The sequence below is a fragment of the Bradyrhizobium sp. P5_C12 genome (assembly GCF_054049735.1).
The window spans coordinates 77,257-97,988 of sequence record NZ_JBFULU010000013.1 but is presented as its reverse complement, the minus strand read 5'-3'; the positions used below and the strand labels follow the sequence as shown (position 1 = coordinate 97,988).

The 20,732-nt window shown below is 65.8% G+C and carries 19 protein-coding genes; 13 read left to right on the top strand and 6 right to left on the bottom strand.

Features of this window, described 5'->3' with window-relative positions:
• Positions 1–240: 240 nt before the first annotated feature.
• Positions 241–3,081: a preprotein translocase subunit SecA gene (gene secA, locus ACXJMY_RS14540; protein ID WP_456620030.1), complete on the bottom strand. Its 2,841-nt coding sequence runs from the start codon at positions 3,079–3,081 to the stop codon at positions 241–243.
• Between the two features lie 355 nt (positions 3,082–3,436).
• On the opposite strand from secA, the gene ACXJMY_RS14535 reads away from it, so the two are divergent.
• The 3 genes from ACXJMY_RS14535 to mutT all read left to right on the top strand — a co-directional run bounded on the left by ACXJMY_RS14535 (position 3,437) and on the right by mutT (position 6,133).
• Complete coding sequence (locus tag ACXJMY_RS14535; protein WP_456620029.1) at positions 3,437–4,369, top strand: peptidylprolyl isomerase; 933 nt, start codon at positions 3,437–3,439, stop codon at positions 4,367–4,369.
• A 101-nt stretch (positions 4,370–4,470) separates the two neighbouring features.
• Entirely contained in the window at positions 4,471–5,712 is a 1,242-nt protein-coding gene (argJ, locus tag ACXJMY_RS14530; protein WP_456620028.1) for a bifunctional glutamate N-acetyltransferase/amino-acid acetyltransferase ArgJ, read from the top strand.
• 10 nt (positions 5,713–5,722) lie between these two features.
• Positions 5,723–6,133, top strand: a complete 411-nt coding sequence (mutT, locus tag ACXJMY_RS14525; RefSeq protein WP_456620027.1) for an 8-oxo-dGTP diphosphatase MutT — start codon at positions 5,723–5,725, stop codon at positions 6,131–6,133.
• Between the two features lie 97 nt (positions 6,134–6,230).
• On the opposite strand, the gene ACXJMY_RS14520 is transcribed toward mutT, so the two are convergent.
• On the bottom strand, positions 6,231–7,079 hold the full coding sequence (locus ACXJMY_RS14520) for a methyltransferase domain-containing protein (protein ID WP_456620026.1): 849 nt from the start codon (positions 7,077–7,079) through the stop codon (positions 6,231–6,233).
• Positions 7,080–7,370: 291 nt separating this feature from the next.
• On the opposite strand from ACXJMY_RS14520, the gene ACXJMY_RS14515 reads away from it, so the two are divergent.
• The 5 genes from ACXJMY_RS14515 to ACXJMY_RS14495 all read left to right on the top strand — a co-directional run bounded on the left by ACXJMY_RS14515 (position 7,371) and on the right by ACXJMY_RS14495 (position 10,219).
• On the top strand, positions 7,371–7,685 hold the full coding sequence (locus tag ACXJMY_RS14515; RefSeq protein ID WP_456620025.1) for an NIPSNAP family protein: 315 nt from the start codon (positions 7,371–7,373) through the stop codon (positions 7,683–7,685).
• 65 nt (positions 7,686–7,750) lie between these two features.
• On the top strand, positions 7,751–8,542 hold the full coding sequence (locus ACXJMY_RS14510; protein ID WP_456620024.1) for a ComF family protein: 792 nt from the start codon (positions 7,751–7,753) through the stop codon (positions 8,540–8,542).
• Positions 8,543–8,589: 47 nt separating this feature from the next.
• Positions 8,590–8,865: a glutaredoxin 3 gene (grxC, locus tag ACXJMY_RS14505; RefSeq protein WP_456620023.1), complete on the top strand. Its 276-nt coding sequence runs from the start codon at positions 8,590–8,592 to the stop codon at positions 8,863–8,865.
• Positions 8,862–9,740, top strand: coding sequence for a carbon-nitrogen hydrolase family protein (locus tag ACXJMY_RS14500; protein ID WP_456620022.1), 879 nt, complete (start codon positions 8,862–8,864; stop codon positions 9,738–9,740). The genes grxC and ACXJMY_RS14500 overlap by 4 nt, the downstream gene beginning before the upstream one ends.
• Entirely contained in the window at positions 9,737–10,219 is a 483-nt protein-coding gene (locus tag ACXJMY_RS14495; protein WP_456620021.1) for a DUF1178 family protein, read from the top strand. Before ACXJMY_RS14500 ends, ACXJMY_RS14495 begins: the two co-directional genes overlap by 4 nt.
• A 139-nt stretch (positions 10,220–10,358) precedes the next feature.
• Here the strand turns inward: ACXJMY_RS14495 and ACXJMY_RS14490 are convergent, their stop codons facing one another.
• The 3 genes from ACXJMY_RS14490 to ACXJMY_RS14480 all read right to left on the bottom strand — a co-directional run bounded on the left by ACXJMY_RS14490 (position 10,359) and on the right by ACXJMY_RS14480 (position 12,678).
• A complete protein-coding gene (locus tag ACXJMY_RS14490; protein WP_456620020.1) occupies positions 10,359–11,258 on the bottom strand; it encodes an EamA family transporter in 900 nt (299 codons plus the stop codon).
• A gap of 158 nt (positions 11,259–11,416) precedes the next feature.
• The gene (ubiG, locus tag ACXJMY_RS14485; protein ID WP_456620019.1) at positions 11,417–12,196 is read right to left on the bottom strand and encodes a bifunctional 2-polyprenyl-6-hydroxyphenol methylase/3-demethylubiquinol 3-O-methyltransferase UbiG; all 780 of its coding nucleotides are present in this window, start codon (positions 12,194–12,196) and stop codon (positions 11,417–11,419) included.
• 14 nt (positions 12,197–12,210) lie between these two features.
• Positions 12,211–12,678, bottom strand: coding sequence for a PH domain-containing protein (locus ACXJMY_RS14480; RefSeq protein ID WP_456620018.1), 468 nt, complete (start codon positions 12,676–12,678; stop codon positions 12,211–12,213).
• A gap of 148 nt (positions 12,679–12,826) precedes the next feature.
• On the opposite strand from ACXJMY_RS14480, the gene ACXJMY_RS14475 reads away from it, so the two are divergent.
• The 5 genes from ACXJMY_RS14475 to ACXJMY_RS14455 all read left to right on the top strand — a co-directional run bounded on the left by ACXJMY_RS14475 (position 12,827) and on the right by ACXJMY_RS14455 (position 19,888).
• Positions 12,827–14,083: an aspartate kinase gene (locus ACXJMY_RS14475; protein WP_456620017.1), complete on the top strand. Its 1,257-nt coding sequence runs from the start codon at positions 12,827–12,829 to the stop codon at positions 14,081–14,083.
• Between the two features lie 282 nt (positions 14,084–14,365).
• Positions 14,366–16,633, top strand: a complete 2,268-nt coding sequence (ptsP, locus tag ACXJMY_RS14470) for a phosphoenolpyruvate--protein phosphotransferase (RefSeq protein ID WP_456620016.1) — start codon at positions 14,366–14,368, stop codon at positions 16,631–16,633.
• Between the two features lie 57 nt (positions 16,634–16,690).
• Positions 16,691–17,776 carry a peptide chain release factor 1 gene (gene prfA / locus ACXJMY_RS14465; protein WP_456620015.1) on the top strand — a complete coding sequence of 362 codons (1,086 nt, stop codon included), beginning with the start codon at positions 16,691–16,693 and terminating at the stop codon, positions 17,774–17,776.
• A gap of 7 nt (positions 17,777–17,783) precedes the next feature.
• Complete coding sequence (prmC, locus tag ACXJMY_RS14460; protein WP_456620014.1) at positions 17,784–18,665, top strand: peptide chain release factor N(5)-glutamine methyltransferase; 882 nt, start codon at positions 17,784–17,786, stop codon at positions 18,663–18,665.
• Between the two features lie 464 nt (positions 18,666–19,129).
• Positions 19,130–19,888 carry a DUF4167 domain-containing protein gene (locus tag ACXJMY_RS14455; protein WP_456620013.1) on the top strand — a complete coding sequence of 253 codons (759 nt, stop codon included), beginning with the start codon at positions 19,130–19,132 and terminating at the stop codon, positions 19,886–19,888.
• Positions 19,889–19,953: 65 nt separating this feature from the next.
• Here ACXJMY_RS14455 and ACXJMY_RS14450 read toward each other — a convergent pair whose 3' ends face one another.
• A complete protein-coding gene (locus ACXJMY_RS14450) occupies positions 19,954–20,697 on the bottom strand; it encodes a class I SAM-dependent methyltransferase (RefSeq protein WP_456620012.1) in 744 nt (247 codons plus the stop codon).
• Between the last annotated feature and the right edge of the window lie 35 nt (positions 20,698–20,732).

Here is a 20,732-nt window from a genome sequence, read left to right as displayed (position 1 = left end):
AAGACGCGCAACTATCAGTCTTCCCCAAGCTCAATCCTGTGGGTATGGGTCCCGGCCTTCGCCGGGACGACGATGTGGTGGGGTACGCGCACCACATACTCAACCGTCATCGCCCGCCTTGTGCGCAATTGCGCACTGGGGCGGGCGATCCAGTATTCCAGAGACGGTGTTGTTTTAGCCGAGGGGCCGCGGCGTACTGGATGCCCCGCTTTCGCGGGGCATGACAGTGGGGCCTAACTACTAAGCGTACCGCCCGTGGCAGTGCTTGTACTTCTTGCCGCTGCCGCACGGGCAGTCCTCGTTGCGGCCGATCTTGCCCCAGGATGCCGGGTTCTTCGGATCGCGCAGCGCCGCGTCGGTGGCCTGCGGCGCCAGCGTGACGCTGGCGAGCGCCATCTCGTCCTCGCCGGTGTTCGGGTCGAACTTGTGCGCTTCCATCGGCGGCAGCGCGGGCGCTTCCTGCTCCGGCGGGATGATCTCGACCCGCATCAGCTGCGCGGTGACGGCCTCGCGCAGATGCGCGCTCATCTCCTGGAACAGGTTGAAGGCCTCGGTCTTGTACTCCTGCAACGGATCGCGCTGGCCATAGCCGCGCAGGCCGATGACCTGGCGCAGATGGTCGAGCATGATCAAATGCTCGCGCCAGAGATGGTCGAGCGTCTGGAGCAGAATGGTCTTCTCGACGTAACGCATCACGTCGGGGCCCCATTGCCCGACCTTGGCCGCCATGTGCTCGTCGGCTTTGGTCTCGATGCGCGTGAGCAGCTCCTCGTCGGCGATGCCCTCTTCCTTGGCCCAGTCGTCGACCGGCAGGTCGAGATCGAGCACGCGCTTCAACTCTTCCTTCAGCCCGGCTGTGTCCCACTGCTCGGCATAGGCATGCTCGGGCACGTGCTTGGCGACGAGGTCGTCGATGAAGGCGTGGCGCATGTCGGCGATGGTCTCGGCGACGCTCTCGTCCTTCATCAGCTCGACGCGCTGGTCGAAGATCACCTTGCGCTGGTCGTTCTGGACGTTGTCGAACTTGAGCAGGTTCTTGCGGATGTCGAAGTTGCGCGCCTCGACCTTCTGCTGCGCCTTCTCCAGCGCCTTGTTGATCCAGGGATGGATGATCGCCTCGCCCTCTTTCAGGCCGAGACGCTGCAGCATGCTGTCGAGCCGATCCGAGCCGAAGATGCGCATCAGATCGTCTTCCAGCGACAGGAAGAACTTCGAGCGGCCGGGGTCGCCCTGACGGCCGGAACGGCCGCGGAGCTGGTTGTCGATGCGGCGGGATTCGTGACGCTCGGAGCCCATGATGTAGAGGCCACCCGGCTTGGTCACGGTCTTGGCGGGCCTGTTGCCCTTCGCCGGCTCGATCTCGACGACCTCCTCCGCCTTCAGCACGATCTCGCGGAAGCGGTCGACGTCGGCCTTGATCTGCTCGATCTTCCTGGCCTTCTCGGCCTCGTCCTCGATGCCCGCGGTCTCCTTCGGGATGCGCATATCGAGCGAGCCGCCGAGCTTGATGTCGGTGCCGCGGCCGGCCATGTTGGTCGCGATCGTGATCGCGCCGGGAACGCCGGCTTCGGCGACGATATAGGCTTCCTGCTCGTGGAAGCGCGCGTTCAGCACCGCAAACAGCTTTGCCGGCTTGCCGGCGCGGGCCGCTGCGTAAAGCTTGTCGAGCGCGTTCTCCTTGCCGAAATCGATCTGCTTGTAGCCGTTCTTCTTGAGGAACTCGGCGAGCACTTCCGACTTCTCGATCGACGCCGTGCCGACCAGCACCGGCTGCAGCCGCGAATTGGCACGCTCGATCTCGGCGAGGATGGCCGAATATTTTTCCTGGTGGGTGCGATAGACCTCGTCGTCCTCATCCAGGCGGCCGACCGGCACGTTGGTCGGGATCTCGACGACCTCGAGCTTGTAGATGTCGAAGAGTTCGTCGGCTTCGGTCAACGCCGTACCGGTCATGCCCGCAAGCTTCTCGTACATGCGGAAGTAATTCTGGAACGTGATCGAGGCGAGCGTCTGGTTCTCGGGCTGAACCTGGACGTGCTCCTTGGCTTCCAGCGCCTGATGCAGGCCTTCGGAATAGCGCCGGCCGGCCATCATGCGGCCGGTGAACTCGTCGATGATGATGACCTCGTCGTCGCGGACGATGTAATCCTTGTCGCGGGTGAACAGCGTGTGGGCGCGCAGCGCCTGGTTGATGTGATGCACGACGGAGACGTTCTCGACGTCGTAGAGCGACTCGCCCTTGAGCTGGCCGGCGTCGCGCAGCAGCGTCTCGATCTTCTCCATGCCGGCTTCGGTCAGCGTCACCGTGCGCTGCTTCTCGTCGACGTCGTAATCGGTCTTGTCGAGCTTGGGCAGGAAGCCATCGATGGTGTTGTAGAAGTCGGAGCGGTCGTCGAGCGGACCGGAGATGATCAGCGGGGTGCGCGCCTCGTCGATCAGGATGGAGTCGACCTCGTCGACGATCGCGTAGAAGTGCGGTCGCTGGACCATGTCCTCGAGCCGGTACTTCATGTTGTCGCGCAGATAGTCGAAGCCGTATTCGTTGTTGGTGCCGTAGGTGATGTCGCAGGCATAGGCCGCCTTGCGCTCGGCATCGTCGAGGCCATGGACGATCACGCCGGTGGTCATGCCGAGGAAGCTGTAGATCTGGCCCATCCAGCCGGAGTCGCGGCGGGCGAGGTAATCGTTGACGGTGACGACGTGGATGCCCTTGCCGGCGAGCGCGTTGAGATAGACCGCAAGCGTCGCCACCAGCGTCTTGCCTTCGCCGGTCTTCATCTCGGCGATGTCGCCCTCGTGCAGCACCATGCCGCCGATCAGCTGGACGTCGAAATGGCGCTGGCCGAGCGTGCGCTTGGCGGCCTCGCGCACGGTGGCGAAGGCGGGCACCAGGATGTCATCCAGCGTCTTGCCCTCGGCGAGCTGCTTCTTGAACTCGGCGGTGCGGGCCTTGAGCGCCTCGTCCGAGAGCTTCGACACCTCGGGCTCCAGCGCGTTGATCGCGTTGACGCGGGACTGATATCCCTTCACCCGCCGGTCGTTGGCGGAGCCGAAAAACTTGCGGGCGAGCGCGCCGATCATGCCTAGTTCCTGTGTTCGCGATTTAACCGCGTTGCAGCCAAGAGGTTGTCACCCGCCTGCCTATCAACTCACCGTGACGCCTGATGGCGCCAGAGCCCGGACTGCGGGGGGTCATCCGCCATATGGGTGGGAATTGAGCAAGTCTGGGTTCAACGGCCAAAAACGCAGCAAAATAAACGCCATCGCCATGGACGCGACCGGGCAGAGATATGGCCCGGTCAGGGCCTTGTCAACGGCGGCCGCCTTGCGGCTAATTCATCATTTTGACAGACTTTTCGCGTTGCCAAGCCCCCTTGATTGGGCGAGTGTCCGCCCCGCTCGAGCAGCCCCCGCTTCAACATAATAAGGATTTTCCATGACCACCTCGTTCCCGGTAACGAAAACCGGCCTGCGCTTCGGCCTCGCCACCGCCCTTGCGGGCTGCCTTGCGCTGGCGCTGATCGCGGGTCCCGGCCGGGCTGCCGATGATCCGGTCCTGGCAAAGGTCAATGGCTCGGACATCAAGAAGAGCGACGTCGCCATGGCCGAGGAGGAACTCGGGCCGAGCCTCGCCCAGATGGATCCGGCGACCAAGGACGAGAACGTCCTGTCCTTCCTGATCGACATGAAGATCGTCGCCAAGGCGGCCGAGGACAAGAAGATCGGCGACAGCGAGGAATTCAAGAAGCGCCTGGCGTTCGCACGCAACCGCCTCCTGATGGATGGCCTGCTTGCCAGCGAGGGCAAGGCGGCGACCACCGACGACGCCATGAAGAAGGTCTATGAGGAGGCCTCCAAGCAGATCACCGGCGAGCAGGAAGTCCATGCGCGCCACATCCTGGTCGAGACCGAGGACGAGGCCAAGGCGGTGAAGGCCGAGCTCGACAAGGGCGCCGATTTCGCCGAGCTCGCCAAGAAGAAGTCCAAGGATCCGGGCTCGGCCGATGGCGGCGACCTCGGCTTCTTCACCAAGGAACAGATGGTGCCGGAATTCTCGGCGGTGGCCTTCGCGCTGGAGCCGGGCAAGATCTCCGACCCCGTGAAGTCGCAGTTCGGCTGGCACATCATCAAGGTCGAGGAAAAGCGCAACCGCAAGGCGCCGGACTTCACCCAGGTCAAGGCCCAGATCGAACAATACGTCACCCGCAAGGCCCAGGCCGACTATGTCGCCAAGCTGCGCGCCGAGGCCAAGGTCGAGCGCCTGGACCAGCCGGCGGATGCGGCGAAGGACGCCAAGCCTGCCGACGCGGCCAAGCCTTCCGATGCGAAGCCGTCCGACAGCAAGATGGCGCCGCCGGCGAAGAAGTAAGAATTCGCTGTCACTTCACGGACGCCAATAGTATCTAACGTCGCAATGGCCGGGCTTCGCCCGGCCATCTGCATATCCAGACCCCACCAAGGCGCCCAACGATGTCCTCCTCCGTCTCCCCGCTTGCCCCGAAACATGTTCCCGACATGCCCGCCATCGCGGGCGTCCGTCTTGCGACGGCCGAGGCCGGCATCCGCTACAAGAACCGCACCGATGTGCTGCTGGCGGTGTTGGACAAGGGCACCGCGGTCGCCGGCGTCTTCACCAAGTCGAAATGCCCCTCGGCGCCGGTCGAATGGTGCCGCGCAAAGCTGAAGGGCGGCAAGGCGCAGGCGCTGGTGGTCAATTCCGGCAATGCCAATGCCTTCACCGGCAAGACCGGCCGTGGGTCCACCGCGCTGACCGCGAAGATCGCGGCCAAGGCCGTCGGGTGCGGCGAGAGCGAGATCTTTCTGGCTTCGACGGGAGTGATCGGCGAGCCGCTGGACGCCACCAAGTTCGACGGCGTGCTCGGACGCCTCGCCGAGAGCGCAGAGCCCGCGAGCTGGCTCGACGCGGCCAAGGCGATCATGACCACCGACACCTTCCCCAAGGTCGCGACCGCGACCGTCAAGCTCGGCAAGGCCAAGGTCACCATCAACGGCATGGCCAAGGGCGCCGGCATGATCGCCCCCGATATGGCGACAATGCTGTCCTTCATTTTCACCGACGCGCCGATCGCGCCGGCCGCGCTCCAGGCCCTGCTCAAGAGCGGCGTCGAGGACACGTTCAACGCCGTCACCATCGACGGCGACACCTCGACCTCCGACACGCTGCTGGCCTTCGCGACCGGAGCCGCGGCCGAACATGGCGCCCCGAAGATCAGCCGCGCCAGCGATCCGCGCCTGAAGGCTTTTGCCAAGGCATTTTACGGCGTGCTCGCTGATCTCGCCGAACAGGTGGCGCGCGACGGCGAAGGCGCGCGCAAGCTGGTCGAGATCACCGTGGAAGGCGCCAAGACCAAGGCATCGGCGCGCAAGATCGCGATGTCGATTGCCAATTCGCCGCTGGTCAAGACCGCGATCGCCGGCGAGGACGCCAATTGGGGCCGCGTGGTGATGGCGGTCGGCAAGGCCGGCGAGCCCGCCGACCGCGACAAGCTGTCGATCTCGTTCAACGGCATCCGGGTCGCCAAGAGCGGCGCGCGCGATCCGTCCTATGACGAGGTGCAGGTGTCGGAGGCGATGAAGGCGCCGGAGATCGCGATCAAGGTCTCGCTCGGCCTCGGCAAGGGCCGCGACCGCGTGCTGACCTGCGACCTCACCAAGGAATATGTCGCGATCAACGGGGATTACAGGTCGTAGCGGAAAGCCGATGGCCGATCTCAAGCTGACACTGGTGGTGGCCTGCGCGCTGGTCGACGCCGACAAGCGCGTCCTGATCGCGCAGCGCCCCGCGGGCAAGGCACTGGCCGGCCTCTGGGAATTTCCCGGCGGCAAACTCGAGCCCGGTGAACGGCCGGAGCAGAGCCTGATCCGCGAGCTGCACGAGGAGCTCGGCATCACCGTGGCCGAACCGTGCCTGGCGCCACTGACCTTCGCGAGCTACGGCTACGAGACCTTCCATCTGTTGATGCCGCTCTACATCTGCCGGCGCTGGGAGGGACAGGTGGAGGCGCGCGAAGGCCAGACCCTCGCCTGGGTCCGCGCCAACAAGCTGCGCGACTACCCGATGCCGCCGGCCGACATCCCGCTGATCCCGCATTTGATTGATCTGCTGATGTGACGATGCCCTTGCATCGTCATTCCGGGGCGCGCGAGAGCGCGAACCCGGAATCTCGAGATTCCGGGTTCGATGCTACGCATCGCCCCGGAATGACCAACTAGCTCTCCCCCGCCTTCTTCACCGCCTCCGCAAGGCTGGCCTTGGCCGACCCCGGCTTGAGCGGCTGCTGCTGGCTCGCATGCGGCGCCCAGCCGGAGAGCCAGATGATGTCGAACGTCGCACGGATGCGGCCGTCGGCATCGGAAAACCGTTCGGCGTAGATTTCGGCCATGCGCAACAGCGTCGCGCGCCGGCTCGGTGTGCGGCGCCGCTCGACCAGCACATTGGCCGCGCCCATGCGCCGCAAATCCTGCATCAGCGCGAACGCATTGCCATAGCGCACCACGACGCGGTCGACGTCGGTGACCGGCAGCGCGAATCCCGCCCGCTGCAACAGCGCGCCGATGTCGCGCAAGTCGGCGAACGGCGCGACGCGCGGCGACACGCCGCCCTCGCATTCGGCTTCGGCGGCAGCAAAGGCCTGCCGCAGCTCGGTCAGGCTGTCGCCGCCGACCATTGCGGCGAGCAGCAGCCCGTCCGGCTTCAGCGCGCGCCGCACCTGTGCGAGCACGCCGGGAAGATCGTTGACGAATTGCAGCGCCAGCGCCGAGACGACGAGATCGACAGATTCTGGCGCGAAGGGCAGCTCCTCCGCACCGGTGTCGTCAAGCGCAATCCGCTGAAGTGACGGCAGCCTTGCGCGCAGTGGCGCGAGCCCTTCGCCGGGCGTCCAGAGATCGGCCGCCGCGCCAAACTCCCGCATCACCGCGGCCAGCCGGTCGGACATGTCCTCGGCGGCCCGATCGAGCAGAAAGCTCACGGCACCTTGCGCCCGCGCACGCTGCTGCCGCGCGTGCAACAGAGCACGATCGAACAAGGCGGGCGGGGTTTGCGGGTTTTGAGTCATGCCGCTGGTTACGCCGATCCAAGTCGTTCTGGCAATCCTCCCGCGTGTCCCGGACGCGGTGCAGCTCGACGTGACGCTCCACAGGGCCGGGATCCATGCTTCTGAGGGCGCGGCTCTCCGGGCCCCTGCTCGGCCGCGCAACGCTTTGCATTGCGCGTTGTCCGGGGCACGAGACCGGCGCTCACGGCTTGAGCCTGCTGCGGTAGAGCGCTAGCCTTCCCTCATCGAAGCCGACATCGGCCCTCGCATTCCAATGAGCGCCAGGTTCGTGGCGCGACGGAGCATCGAACGATGATCACCTGTTACCTGCGATACGAGGTCCGCCTGGACAAGCTCGCCGAGTTCGAAGCTTACGGCAGGATGTGGCTGGAGCTGGTGCCGAGATTCGGCGGCGTCCACCATGGATACTTCCTGCCGTCGGAAGGGGCGAGCGACGTCGCGCTGGCGATGTTCAGCTTCCCGAGCTTCGCGGCCTACGAACAGTACCGGAAGGACAGCGCCGAAGATCCGGACGTTCAGAAGGCGATCGCCTTCGCAAGGGAAACCCGCTGCTTCCGCCGTTTTGAGCGATCGTTCTTCCGACCCGTGCTGCCGAAAGAGTCGTAGGCCGGGCACCGATAAGAACAGTCCATCGGCTTGAGCGTGGCGCAGGACGGCGCTAGCCTTGCCCAATGGACGCCGAGGCATCACGCTCCATTTCAAACCATCTGCGCGGCGCGTTGAGCGCCTGCCGCGACGTGTTGGCGCATCTGCCAAGGCTCGCGCTCGACATTGCGCTGCCGACGCTGTGCGTGTCGTGTCGCGAGCCGGTCGAGGGCGAGGGTGTTTGCGCGGCCTGCTGGGCGCGGCTGTCGTTCATCGAGCGGCCCTATTGCCCGCGGCTCGGCATTCCCTTCGTGTACGACCCCGGCCCCGACATGCTGTCGATGGAGGCGATCGCGAGCCCGCCGGCCTACCAGCGGGCGCGCGCGGCGGTGCGCTATGACGACGTCGCGCGCACGCTGGTGCATGCGCTGAAATACCAGGATCGCACCGATCTTGCGCCTGCCATGGGCCGCTGGATGGCGCGCGCGGGCGGCGAGCTGCTCGCCGGGGCCGACATGCTGGTGCCCGTGCCCCTGCATTGGCGCCGGGCCTGGCGGCGCCGCTACAACCAGTCCGGGGCGCTGGCACGAATCATCGAGCGGCAGAGCGGCGTGAGGGTTCGGGGCGAGGTGCTGCGCCGGGTGCGCGCGACCGAGCAGCAGATCGGCCTGTCGCGCGCCCAGCGCGCCACCAATGTGCAGGGCGCATTCCAGGTATCCCCCGACCGTCAGGCCGAGGTCCAGGGCCGCCGGATCGTCCTGATCGACGACGTCCTGACCTCCGGGGCGACGCTGGATGCCTGCGCCCGGGCGTTGCTCCGCGCCAAGGCGGCCCAGGTCGACGTGCTGGTGTTCGCCCGGGTTGTGGAGCCCCGGTGAAGTCCCATATAATTCAATGAATTCATGACATGAGAGCGCCAGACAACATGACCGCTGCTGTCGAGATCTACACCAGGCCGGGCTGCGGCTATTGTTCCGCCGCCCGGTCACTGCTGACCCGCAAGAAAGCGACCTTCACGGAATTCGACATCGCCAAGAACCCGTCCTGGCGCGACGAGATGTACGGCCGCGCCGGCGAGGGATCGACCTTCCCGCAGATCTGGATCGGCGGAACCCATGTCGGCGGCTGCGACGAGCTCTACGCGCTCGACCGCGAAGGCAAGCTCGACGGCATGCTGGGCAACCTGAAGGCCACGTCATGAGCGAGAACCGCACGTTCACTGCCGCCATGGTGCAGATGCGCACCGGCCTGATGCCAGAGCCGAGCCTCGCGCAGGCCACCAAGCTGATCCGGCAGGCTGCGGCCAATGGCGCCGACTACGTGCAGACGCCCGAAGTCAGCAACATGATGCAGCTGAACCGCAAGGCGCTGTTCGAGTATCTCCAGAGCGAAGAAGACGACACCTCGCTGAAGGCCTACCGCGCGCTCGCGGCGGAGCTGAAGATCCACATCCATGTCGGATCGCTGGCGCTGCGCTTCTCGCCGGAGAAGGCGGTCAATCGGTCCTTCCTGATCGGCCCCGAGGGCAACGTGCTCGCGAGCTACGACAAGATCCACATGTTCGACATCGAGCTGCCGGACGGCGAGAGCTACCGCGAATCCGCCAATTACCAGCCGGGCGAGACCGCGGTGATCTCCGACCTGCCCTGGGGCCGTATCGGGCTGACGATCTGCTACGACGTGCGCTTCCCCGCGCTCTACCGCGCGCTCGCGGAGAGCGGCGCGTACTTCATCACGGTGCCCTCTGCCTTCACCCGCAAGACCGGCGAAGCGCATTGGCACGTGCTGCTGCGGGCGCGCGCGATCGAAACCGGCTGTTTCGTGTTTGCCGCCGCGCAGGCGGGCCTGCACGAGAACAAGCGCGAGACCTATGGCCACTCGCTGATCATCGATCCCTGGGGCGAGATTCTCGCCGAGGGCGATGTCGAGCCCGGCATCATCATGGCGAAGATCGACCCGGCCAAGGTCGAGACCGCGCGCCGGGCGATCCCGTCGCTCCAGCACGGCCGCCGCTTCGGTGTCACCGATCCCAAGGCGGGACCGGATCACCTGCACCTCGTGCGGGGATCGGCATGATCCGCTACGCGCTTCACTGCGACCGCAACCACGAATTCGAAAGCTGGTTCCAGAGTTCGTCGGCCTACGACCAGCAGGTGAAGCGCAAGCTCGTGACCTGCCCGATCTGCGGCTCGGCCAAGGTCGAGAAGGCGATCATGGCCCCGCGCATCGTCGGCAAGAAGGGCCGCGGCCCTGCAACGCCGCCGCCGGAACCCGTTGCCGCGACCTCGCCCGAGGCTGCGCCGTCCGGACCGACCTCGCTGCTGATGGCCCAGGAGCGCGAGCTGCGCGCCAAGCTGAAGGAGCTGCGCGATCACATCGTCAAGAACGCCGACAATGTCGGCGAGCGCTTTGCGAACGAAGCCCGCGCGATGCATTACGGCGACAAGGAGCACCGCCCGATCTACGGCGAGGCCTCGCCCGACGAGGCCAAGTCGCTGATCGACGAGGGCATCGAGGTGTCGCCATTGCCGACGCTGCCGGAAGATAGGAACTGACGCGCGAAGCGCGTCATCCCGGGATGGTCCGAAGGACCAGACCTCAGATGCGCAATTGCGCATCGGGGGATCTCGAGATTCTCAGGAGCGCAATTGCGCTCCATAGTTCGCCCTTCGGGCGCCCCGGAATGACGAGAAACTACACTCCCACCAGTACCGCCACACCGATCACGATCAGCGCGATGCCAAAGATCTCGCGCGGCGCGATCGGCTGCTTGAACGAGTAATGCGCCACGCCTTGCGCGAACAGCACCTCGATCAAGGCGAGCGTGCGGACATTGGCGGCGGCCGTCAGCCCCAAGGCGAGAAACCAGAACTGCGAGGCGAAGGCGCCCATGAAGCCCGCCAGCAGCGACGGCTTCCATAACCCCAGTATCGCCCGCAACACGTTTGGCGCGCGCCAGAGCAGATAGATCGTCAGGATCAGTGTCTGCACGAACAGACTGAGCACCAGCGTGACGGACGAGGCCGTCACGAACGACACGCCGGGCACCGTGATGACGGCCCCGCGAAAACCGACCGCCGAGAGCGCGAACGCCGCCGCCGCGACGAGGCCGGTGATGGTCGGCTTGAGTTCGGCAAAGCTCTTTTCGCCGCCGGGACGAAGCGCGGTGATAACGACGCCGACGGTCGCGGTCACAATCGCCAGCACCTTGAGCCAGGTCAGGTGATCGCCAAGGAAGACGAAGCCGAAGATCGCGGTCTGGATCGCTTCCGTCTTGAGGTACGCCGTCGTCACCACGAAGGAACGGTCGTTCATGGCGAGCAGCATCAGGCCGGTGCCGACGATCTGGCTGAGCGCGCCGAGCAGGAGCCATGACCAGAATACGGTCGGCGGCATGCTGAGATGATCGCCGGTGGCGGTCAGCACCACGGCCAAAAACAGCAGCGAGAACGGGAAGCCGAACAGGAAGCGGATATTGGTCGCGCCCCAGGTCCCCAGCGGCTTCGTCAGCGATCGCTGCATCGCATTGCGCGCGACCTGCCCGGACGCGGCGATGATGGTGAAGGGAATCCAGAGGCTGGCGACGGTGAGCATGGGGCGGGGTGGCGGTGGGAGGGCTAAGGATTGCGGCCAACCTGCCGCCAGCGCTCAAGCAGGTCAATCACGCGGATGTCATGGGTGCGATGCTCTCGCAACAAACACGGTGTCGTTGCAGCCTGCCTCGTACAGGCGATTAAGCCGCTACAAGCAGCTCACACCATCCCTTCCGCCACGACCATGTAGTTCACGTCCATGTCGGAGGAGAGGGTCCATTTGTCGGCGAAGGGTGAGTAGACGACGCCGGTCTGCTCGGTGATGACGAGGCGGTTGTCGAGAAGATACTTCGTCAGCTCGTCGGGGGTGACGAACTTGCTCCACTCGTGGGTGCCGCGCGGCAGCCAACGCAGGACGTATTCGGCGCCGACGATGGCGAGCGCAAAGCTCTTCCAGTTTCGGTTAAGGGTGGAGACCACCATCAGGCCGTTCGGCTTCAGCATCGCGGCGCAGCGCTTCAGGAACACGCCGACATCGACGACGTGCTCGACCACCTCCATCGCCAGCACGATGTCGAAGCGCTCGCGCGGGTCGATCTCCTCCACCGTGGTGCAGCGATAGTCGATCGCAAGATGGCTCTTGTCGGCATGCAGCTTCGCCGCGGCGATGTTGCTGACCGAGGGATCGACACCGATGACCTGGGCCCCTAACCGCGACAACGGTTCGCAGAGCAAGCCGGCGCCGCAGCCGATGTCGAGCACGCGCAGGCCGCCAAGGCAGTTGAGGCTGCGCACATTGCGCTCGAACTTGCGACAGGCGGCGTCGCGGATGTAGCCGAGGCGCAGCGGGTTGATCCGGTGCAGCGGCGCCATCTTGCCCTTGGGGTCCCACCACTCCGCCGAGAGTTTTGAGAATTTTGCGATCTCGGCGGCATCGACGGTCGAGCCCGGCTGGGCGCTTGCGGTTGCGGTTGCGGAAGTATTTTGCTGCATGCTCATGGATACGCGCGGTCCTACCGCGTGGTGATCGAACTACGGAAGGCGAGCGGTGAAGCGATGGTCGCGATGGTTTCGCGCCCCTCGCCGACGCCATTGATGGTCACGTCGCCATAGTTGAGAATTCGTCCAAGAATCGTCTGGTTGACGTCGACGCTCTCGACCTTGTCCAGCGCCATCTCGAAGGTGCGGCGCTTGATGAACCCGGTCTTGTGGACGACCCGCAGATTGGTGACGTCGGTCTCGGTGGTGAACCGATGGAACCAGCCCTTCACGGTCCAGTAGAGCGCCGCCAGAGCGACCAGGCCGGAGGCGACGAGACAGAGCAGGACGAGCCCTTCGACGGTGGCCTGCCGCGACAGAACGAACAGGGCCAGAGCCACGATCCAGGCCAGAATGGCCGGCAAATGGAAGATCCAGTGCGCGTTGGTCGAATACAGCACCTTCTCGCCCGGCTGCAGGATCTCGTCGATATAACGCGCCATGATCTCGGTTAACCCACTACCCCCGCACCCTGCCCCCGCAGGAACCCGCTTGCCCCCGGCCCCGCCGCTCTGTATACGCGCGGTCGGAAATCCGCGGCACCGACGCGGGCCACCATACTGATCCTTATGAGGGAATGCACGCGTCGTCATGAGCCGCCTCGTGATGAAATTCGGCGGCACATCCGTCGCCAATATCGAACGTATCCGCAACGTCGCACGCCATGTGAAGCGTGAGGTCGACGCCGGCCACGAGGTGGCCGTGGTCGTCTCGGCGATGTCCGGCAAGACCAACGAGCTGGTGGCCTGGTGCACCGAGGCCTCGCCGATGCACGACGCGCGCGAATACGACGCCGTGGTCGCCTCGGGCGAACAGGTCACTTCGGGCCTGCTCGCCATCGTGCTCCAGGGCATGGGCATCCAGGCCCGCTCCTGGCAGGGCTGGCAGATCCCGATCAAGACCAGCGACGCCCATGCCTCGGCCCGGATCGAGGACATCGACGGCACCGAGATCATCAGCCGCTTCAAGGAGCGGAAGGAGGTCGCCGTCATCGCCGGCTTCCAGGGCATCAACCCCCAGACGGGTCGCATCACCACGCTCGGCCGCGGCGGCTCCGACACCTCGGCGGTCGCGATCGCCGCCGCCGTCAAGGCGGACCGCTGCGACATCTACACCGACGTCGATGGCGTCTACACCACAGACCCGCGAATCGTGCCGAAGGCGCGCCGGCTCGACAAGATCGCGTTCGAGGATATGCTGGAACTGGCGTCCCAGGGCGCAAAAGTGCTCCAGGTCCGTTCGGTGGAACTCGGCATGGTCCACAACATGCCGATCTTCGTCCGCTCGAGCTTCGACAAGCCCGAGGATATCGACCCGCACGCCAACCAGCCGCCCGGCACGCTGATTTGCAGCGAGGAGGAGATCATGGAAAGCCACGTCGTCACCGGCATCGCCTTTTCGAAGGACGAGGCCCAGATCTCGGTGCGCCAGATCGAGGACAAGCCGGGTGTCGCGGCGTCGATCTTCGGCCCGCTGGCGGACGCCAACATCAACGTCGACATGATCGTGCAGGGCGTCTCCGAGGACGGCAAGACCACCGACCTCACCTTCACGGTGCCGGCCGCCGACTACACCCGCGCCAAGGACACGATCACCGCCGCCAAGGCCACGATCGGCTATGCCCGGCTCGACACCGCCACCGACGTCGCCAAGATCTCGGTGATCGGCAGCGGCATGCGCAGCCATGCCGGCGTCGCCGCCCAGGCGTTTTCGGCCCTCGCGGGACGGAATATCAACATCCGGGCCATCACAACCTCCGAGATCAAATTCTCGGTTTTGATCGACACCGCCTATACCGAGCTTGCGGTGCGCACCCTGCACACGCTCTACGGCCTCGATCAGGCTTAGGCTAATTTTCTCTTAGCGGTCGCAGCAAACGCGAAGGTGTACACACCTTCGCGTCTGGCAGGCGTTTTGCTTGGCAAAACAAGCCCCAATTCGCTATACGGCGAACAGGGTGGGCTGCCACATACTGTGCCCCAGTTGCGGCGGTGCTGATTCGGCTCAGGCGATGGCTCTAGCGATCGCCCGGGTCGGCGCCGGATGAGCAAATTCGTTGTTTTTCTGGATTTTTCGGGCGAGCCGCCGGCGTCCCTTTCGGGCCCGGCTGACGAAGGAGATTGAGGGGACATGCGGAGCGCGTCGGGAGGTCCCCGCGTCTTGTTGAGACGGCTCCGCGAAACCATGGCGGAGCAGGTCTCGGCCCAGGAGCGGCTGGACAAGATCGTGGTGCTGATCGCCGCCAACATGGTGGCGGAGGTGTGCTCGGTCTATGTGCTGCGCATCGACAACACGCTCGAGCTCTACGCCACCGAAGGCCTCAACCGCGAGGCGGTGCACCACACCGTGCTGAGCGCCCATGAGGGCCTGGTCGGCCTCGTCGCCAGCGAGGCGACGCCGCTCAATCTGAGCGACGCGCAGAGCCACCCGGCCTTCTCGTTCCGTCCCGAGACCGGCGAAGAGATCTATCACTCCTTCCTCGGCGTGCCGATCCTGCGCGCCGGCAACACGCTCGGCGTGCTGGTGGTGCAGAACCGCGCCAAGCGCACCTATGTCGAGGAGGAGCTCGAGGCGCTGCAGACCACCGCCATGGTGCTGGCGGAGCTGATCGCCTCCGGCGAATTGTCCGCGCTGGCCCAGCCGGGCCAGGAGCCGGCTGCGCGGCATTCGATGCAGAAGGTCGGCGCCATCCTGTCGGAGGGCATCGCGCTCGGCCATGTCGTGCTGCACGAGCCGCGCGTCGTCATCAAGGACTATATCGCCGAGGATCTGCCGAAGGAAATCAAGCGGCTCGACACCGCGCTCGCCAAGCTGCGCTCCGACCTCGACCGCATGCTGGAGCGCGGCGACGTCGCCGAAGGCGGCGAGCATCGCGACGTGCTCGAAGCCTATCGCATGTTCGCCAACGACCAGGGCTGGTCGCACAAGCTGCACGAGGCCGTCGCTACCGGCCTCACGGCGGAAGCCGCCGTCGAGCGCGTGCAGTCCGACACCCGCGYCCGCATGCTGCGCTCGACCGATCCCTATTTGCGCGACCGCCTGCACGATCTCGAAGATCTCGGCTACCGGCTGATGCGGCAGCTGGTCGGCCAGGACCACGCGCCCTCGCGCGAGCAACTGCCCGACAACGCCATCGTCATCGCGCGCGCGATGGGACCGGCGGCGCTGCTCGACTACGACCGCAAGCGCCTGCGCGGCATCGTGCTGGAGGAAGGCACCGCCAATTCCCACGTCTCGATCGTGGCGCGCGCGCTCGGCATTCCCGCGGTCGGCGAGGTGCCGAACGCGCCGGGCATCGCCGATCCCGGCGACGCCATTATCGTCGACGGCACGTCCGGCTCGATCTATGTGCGCCCCTCGCAGGAAATCGAGGCGGCCTTCGCCGAGCGCGTGCGCTTCCGCGCCCGCCGCCAGGCGCAGTATCTGGCGCTGCGCGACCTGCCCTGCGTCACCAAGGACGGCCAGCAGGTCGAGCTCTTGATCAACGCGGGTCTCGCCATCGACCTGCCGCATATCGAGGACACCGGCAGCGCCGGCATCGGCCTGTTTCGCACCGAGCTGCAATTCATGGTCGGCCAGAGCCTGCCGCGCACCAGCGACCAGCTCGCGCTCTACCGTGCGGTGCTGGATGCCGCGGGCACGAAGCCGGTCACCTTCCGCACCCTCGACATCGGCGGCGACAAGGCGCTGCCCTATATGGAGACGGTGATCGAGGAGAATCCGGCGCTCGGCTGGCGCGCGATCCGGCTCGGGCTCGACCGTCCCGGCCTGTTGCGCGGCCAGATCCGCGCGCTGCTGCGCGCCGGCGGCGGCCGCGCGCTGCGCATCATGTTCCCGATGATCTCGGAGGTCGCCGAGTTCGATTCGGCAAAAGCCCTGGTCGAGCGCGAGCTCACTTATCTCCGCCAGCACGGCCACACGCTGCCGGAGCGAATCGACATCGGCACCATGGTCGAGGTGCCGGCGCTGCTCTATCAGCTCGACGAGCTCCTGAAGAAGGTCGACTTCATCTCGGTCGGCTCCAACGACCTGTTCCAGTTCCTGTTCGCGGTCGACCGCGGCAATGCCAAGGTCTCGGAGCGCTTCGACACCATGTCGGCGCCGATCCTGCGCGCGCTGCGCGACATTGCGCGCAAGACCCTGGCGTCGAAGAAATCGCTCTCGCTGTGCGGCGAGATGGCTTCGAAGCCGATCGGCGCGCTGGCCCTGATCGCGATGGGCTATCGCTCGCTGTCGCTGTCGGCGACCGCGCTCGGCCCGGTCAAGGCGATGGTGATCGATCTCGATGCCAGGAAGGCCGAAGCGATGCTCGGCCCGTTGCTGGATGCCCCGGCCGGCAGCGTCTCGATCCGGCAGAAGCTGACGGAATTTGCCGAGGCCGAGGGCCTGGCATTGTAGCGGGCCTGTCGCCCGCGTCCGCCGCCTCGCCGCCTTCCGCCATTTGAGACTTACCCGATGTCGTCACTCCCCGAAGCCAAACTGGACGTCCTGCTCGCGCATCATGCATCGCTCGAAGCCGAATCGCTCGGCCAGCTCGCGTCCGAGCGCTACGTGCAGATCACGCGCGAGCTCGCCGAAATCACGCCGCTGATCGAGGCGGTGAAGACTTACCGGTCTGCGGTTAAAGAACTCGCCGACACCGAAGCGCTGATCGCCGATCCCGCGACGGATGCCGAGATGCGCGGCATGGCCGAAGCCGAGCGCGACGAGCTGACAACCAAGATCGAGGAACTGGTCCAGAATATCCGCGTCGCGCTGCTGCCCAAGGACGCCATGGACGACCGCAACGTGGTGCTGGAAATCCGCGCCGGCACCGGCGGCGACGAGGCCTCGCTGTTCGCCGGCGATCTGTTCCGGATGTACGAGCGCTTCGCGAGCCTGCAAGGCTGGAAGGTCGAGGTGATCTCGGCGAGCGAGGGCACCGTCGGCGGCTACAAGGAAATCATCGCCGAGGTGCAGGGCCGCGGCGCGTTCTCCAAGCTGAAATTCGAATCCGGCGTCCACCGCGTGCAGCGCGTGCCCGACACCGAGACGCAAGGCCGCATCCACACCTCCGCCGCCACCGTCGCCGTGCTGCCCGAGGTCGAGGACGTCGACGTCGACATCAAGACCGACGATCTGCGCATCGAGACCATGCGCGCGCAAGGCGCCGGCGGCCAGCACGTCAACAAGACGGAATCGGCGATCCGTATCACCCACATCCCGACCGGCATCGTCGTGATGATGCAGGACAGCCGCTCGCAGCACAAGAACCGCGCGTCCGCCATGAACATCCTGCGTTCGCGCATCTACGACGCCGAGCGCCAGCGCGTCGATGCCGCGCGCTCGGCCGAACGCAAGGAGAAGGTCGGCTCCGGCGATCGCAGTGAACGCATTCGCACCTATAATTTCCCGCAAGGGCGCGTCACCGACCATCGCATCAATCTGACGCTCTACAAGCTGCCGCAGGTGATCGCGGGCGAAGCGCTCGGCGAGCTGATCGACGCGCTGACCACCGAGCACCAGGCCGCGCAGCTCGCCGCGCAAGGCGCGGCGGCGTGACGCGCACGTGAGCAATCCCTTCACCGGACAATCCATCGAGAGCGCGCGGCGCGCGCTGGCCGCGCAATTGAGAGCGGCGCAGCTCGACGAAGCCGAGCTCGACGCCCGCATCCTGCTCGGCGCGGCACTCGGCCTCGATCTCACCGGCCTGATCGCGCAGGCCACCCGCCTGCTCACCGACGCCGAGGCGCTGCAACTGGCGCGCCATGCCCAGCGGCGGATCGCGGGCGAGCCGGTGGCGCGCATTCTCGGCACGCGGGAATTCTGGGGCCTGCCGTTTCGCTTGTCGGAAGCAACGCTGGTGCCGCGCCCCGACACCGAGACGGTGGTCGAGCTCGCGCTCGAAATTTTGCGCGAACGGCAGGCCTCCCATCCGGTACGCATCGCCGATATCGGCACCGGGTCGGGTGCGATTCTGCTGGCGCTGCTGCACGAGATTCCAACCGCGTTCGGCGTCGGCACCGATCTCAGCCTCTCTGCGCTTCATACCGCGAGAGGCAATGCCAAAGCCCTCGGCCTTGGCGACCGGTCTGCCTTCGTCGCCTGCTCCTATGCAGCGGCGCTTAGCGGGCCGTTCGATCTCATCGTCTCGAATCCGCCCTATATTCCCTCGGGCGAAATCCCGAAATTGAGCATCGAGGTGCGCGCGCACGATCCGCATCTGGCGCTCGACGGCGGCAATGACGGATATGATGCCTATCGTGCCCTGATCCCCCAGGCGGCTGAGCTGCTCGCCCCGGGGGGAGCACTCGTCGTCGAGGCGGGACAGGGCCAGGCCCGAAATATTGAAACCTTGATGACGGCGGCTGCGTTGACGGTGGACAGGCCGCCCAGGGCCGACCTGGGGGGTATCCTGCGGGCGGTTCCGGCCCGGAAAATGCCCCCATAAAAGCCGGATTGGGCTGCAAAAAACCTCTTGGAATATCCGGTCGGAACGACTACCTTCTGCCTAGCACATCGGTGTCGGCCCCGTAGACCTACGGGCGAAAGCCGGGCTCTCGAGCGAGAGCTTCACTGATTTAAGGTTCCAAGCCGCAGGTCCTGTGAAGCGCGATAGCCAGTTTGAGCTGCGCTGCTCTCCGACCGCAACGTGAACGAAAGCCTGATATTGCGCGCGAAGACTAACGCAAGAAACCAGGGCTTGTTTTGGCAGGCAAAATGAATGGGTTCGCCGGCGATGAATGCTGGCGGGTGGGGAACGCGTCTTTGTTGAACGCGACGGTCGACGAACATCGGCAGGGATCGATCCGCTCTTGCGCGCGGTGCGCGCGAGAGACGTGAACCGCTGTCATTGGGTCACTCACAGCAATCAGTAATGCGTGCAACCTTTAGGGCTGGAATTAAAGGCAGGACATGAGAAACGGTCAGAACAAGCAGCGGATGCGCAACCGGAATAACAACAACAATAACAACAATCATAACCGGCGCGGCCAGAACCCGATGACCCGGGTCTACGAGTCGAACGGACCCGACATCAAGATCCGTGGTACCGCTTCGCACATCGCCGAGAAATATCTTCAGCTCGCGCGCGACGCCCGCTCCTCCGGCGATCCGGTCGCCGCCGAGAACTACTACCAGCACGCCGAGCACTACTTCCGCTTGATCGCTGCCGCCCAGGAGCAATTCCGCCAGAACCAGCAGCCGCGCGGCGACGAGCCGATGAGCAGCAGCAGCAGCGACGACGGCGAGGACGACGGCGAGAATTTTTCGAATTTCGGCCAGGAGCCGGGCTTCGTTCCGCAGCCGCAGCAGCAGTCCTTCGTGCGCGACGGCGGCCAGCGCGACCATCAGCCGCGCGACAACCAACCCTATCAGCGCGACAACCAGCAGCCGCGCGAGCACCGCGAGCGCGAGCACCGTCCGCAGCCGCAATATCAGCCCCAGCCGCAGCCGCTGCCGCTGAACCAGCCGCAGCCTGTCGTCGCCGACGCCGGCAACGTCGACCGCCTGCCCTCCTTCATCACCGGCCCGCAGCCGCAGGTGAACGGTGCTGAGACCGCCGGTGGCGGCGAGCGCTTTCCGCGGCGGCGCCGCCGGCCGCATGGCGGCCCGCGCCCCGAGCGCGAGGCCGCTCCGGCCGCCTCGAGCGATGATCTCGCCCCCGGCGAGTAAGCCGCGTCTCGAACTTTTCGATGTTCTGAATTGCATCGTCCCGGCTCCGCCGGGACGATTTGCTTTCAGGTGTGCGTCACCGTCGTGGAAGACGGCACCAGTACCGGCTTCAAGGAGGGAATCAGCCGCGCCCGCTCGCGCTTGGCCGGGATCGCGCGATAGACCTGCTTGGTGGCCTCGACGATGTGCACGCCGGCAAAGGGCAGCGACAATGCCGCACCGGCGCGCTCCCACATCTGCGCCGATTTCAGCACCCAGCCACCGGCATAAGGCGGCATGAACAGCGCCTCGCCCCAGGCGGTCGGCGTGAACCAGGTCTGGCGCAGCAGGTCGGTGATCTGCGAGCGCGAATAGGGCCGGCCGTGACCGAATGGCGTGTTGTCCGAGCGGGTCCACACCCCCCGCCGGTTCGGGATCACCGCCATGACGCGGCCGGATGGCGAGAGCACCCGCCAGACCTCGCGCAGCAGCGCGGCCGGGTCATCCGACATCTCCAGCGCATGGACCAGCAGGATGCGGTCGACCGCGGCGTCCGGCAGCGGCAGCGAGAATTCGTCGACCAGCGAGGCCAGCGCCGGGCGCCCGGTCGGCCATTTCAAGACGCCCTGCGCCGCCGGCATGAATGCGATGCAGCGCTCCGCATCCTCGCGGAACAACCCGAGATAGGGCGTGGGATAGCCGATGCCGAGCACGCGCTGGCCCTCGGCGCTCGCCCAGCGCTCCCGGATGCCACGATTGATCATCTGCCGCGCCACGATCCCGAGGCGGCGGGAATAGAACTCGCGAAGATCGACGACGTCGATGGTCATGACGGTAATGTAACACGCGCGAGGCGGCCGCCGCG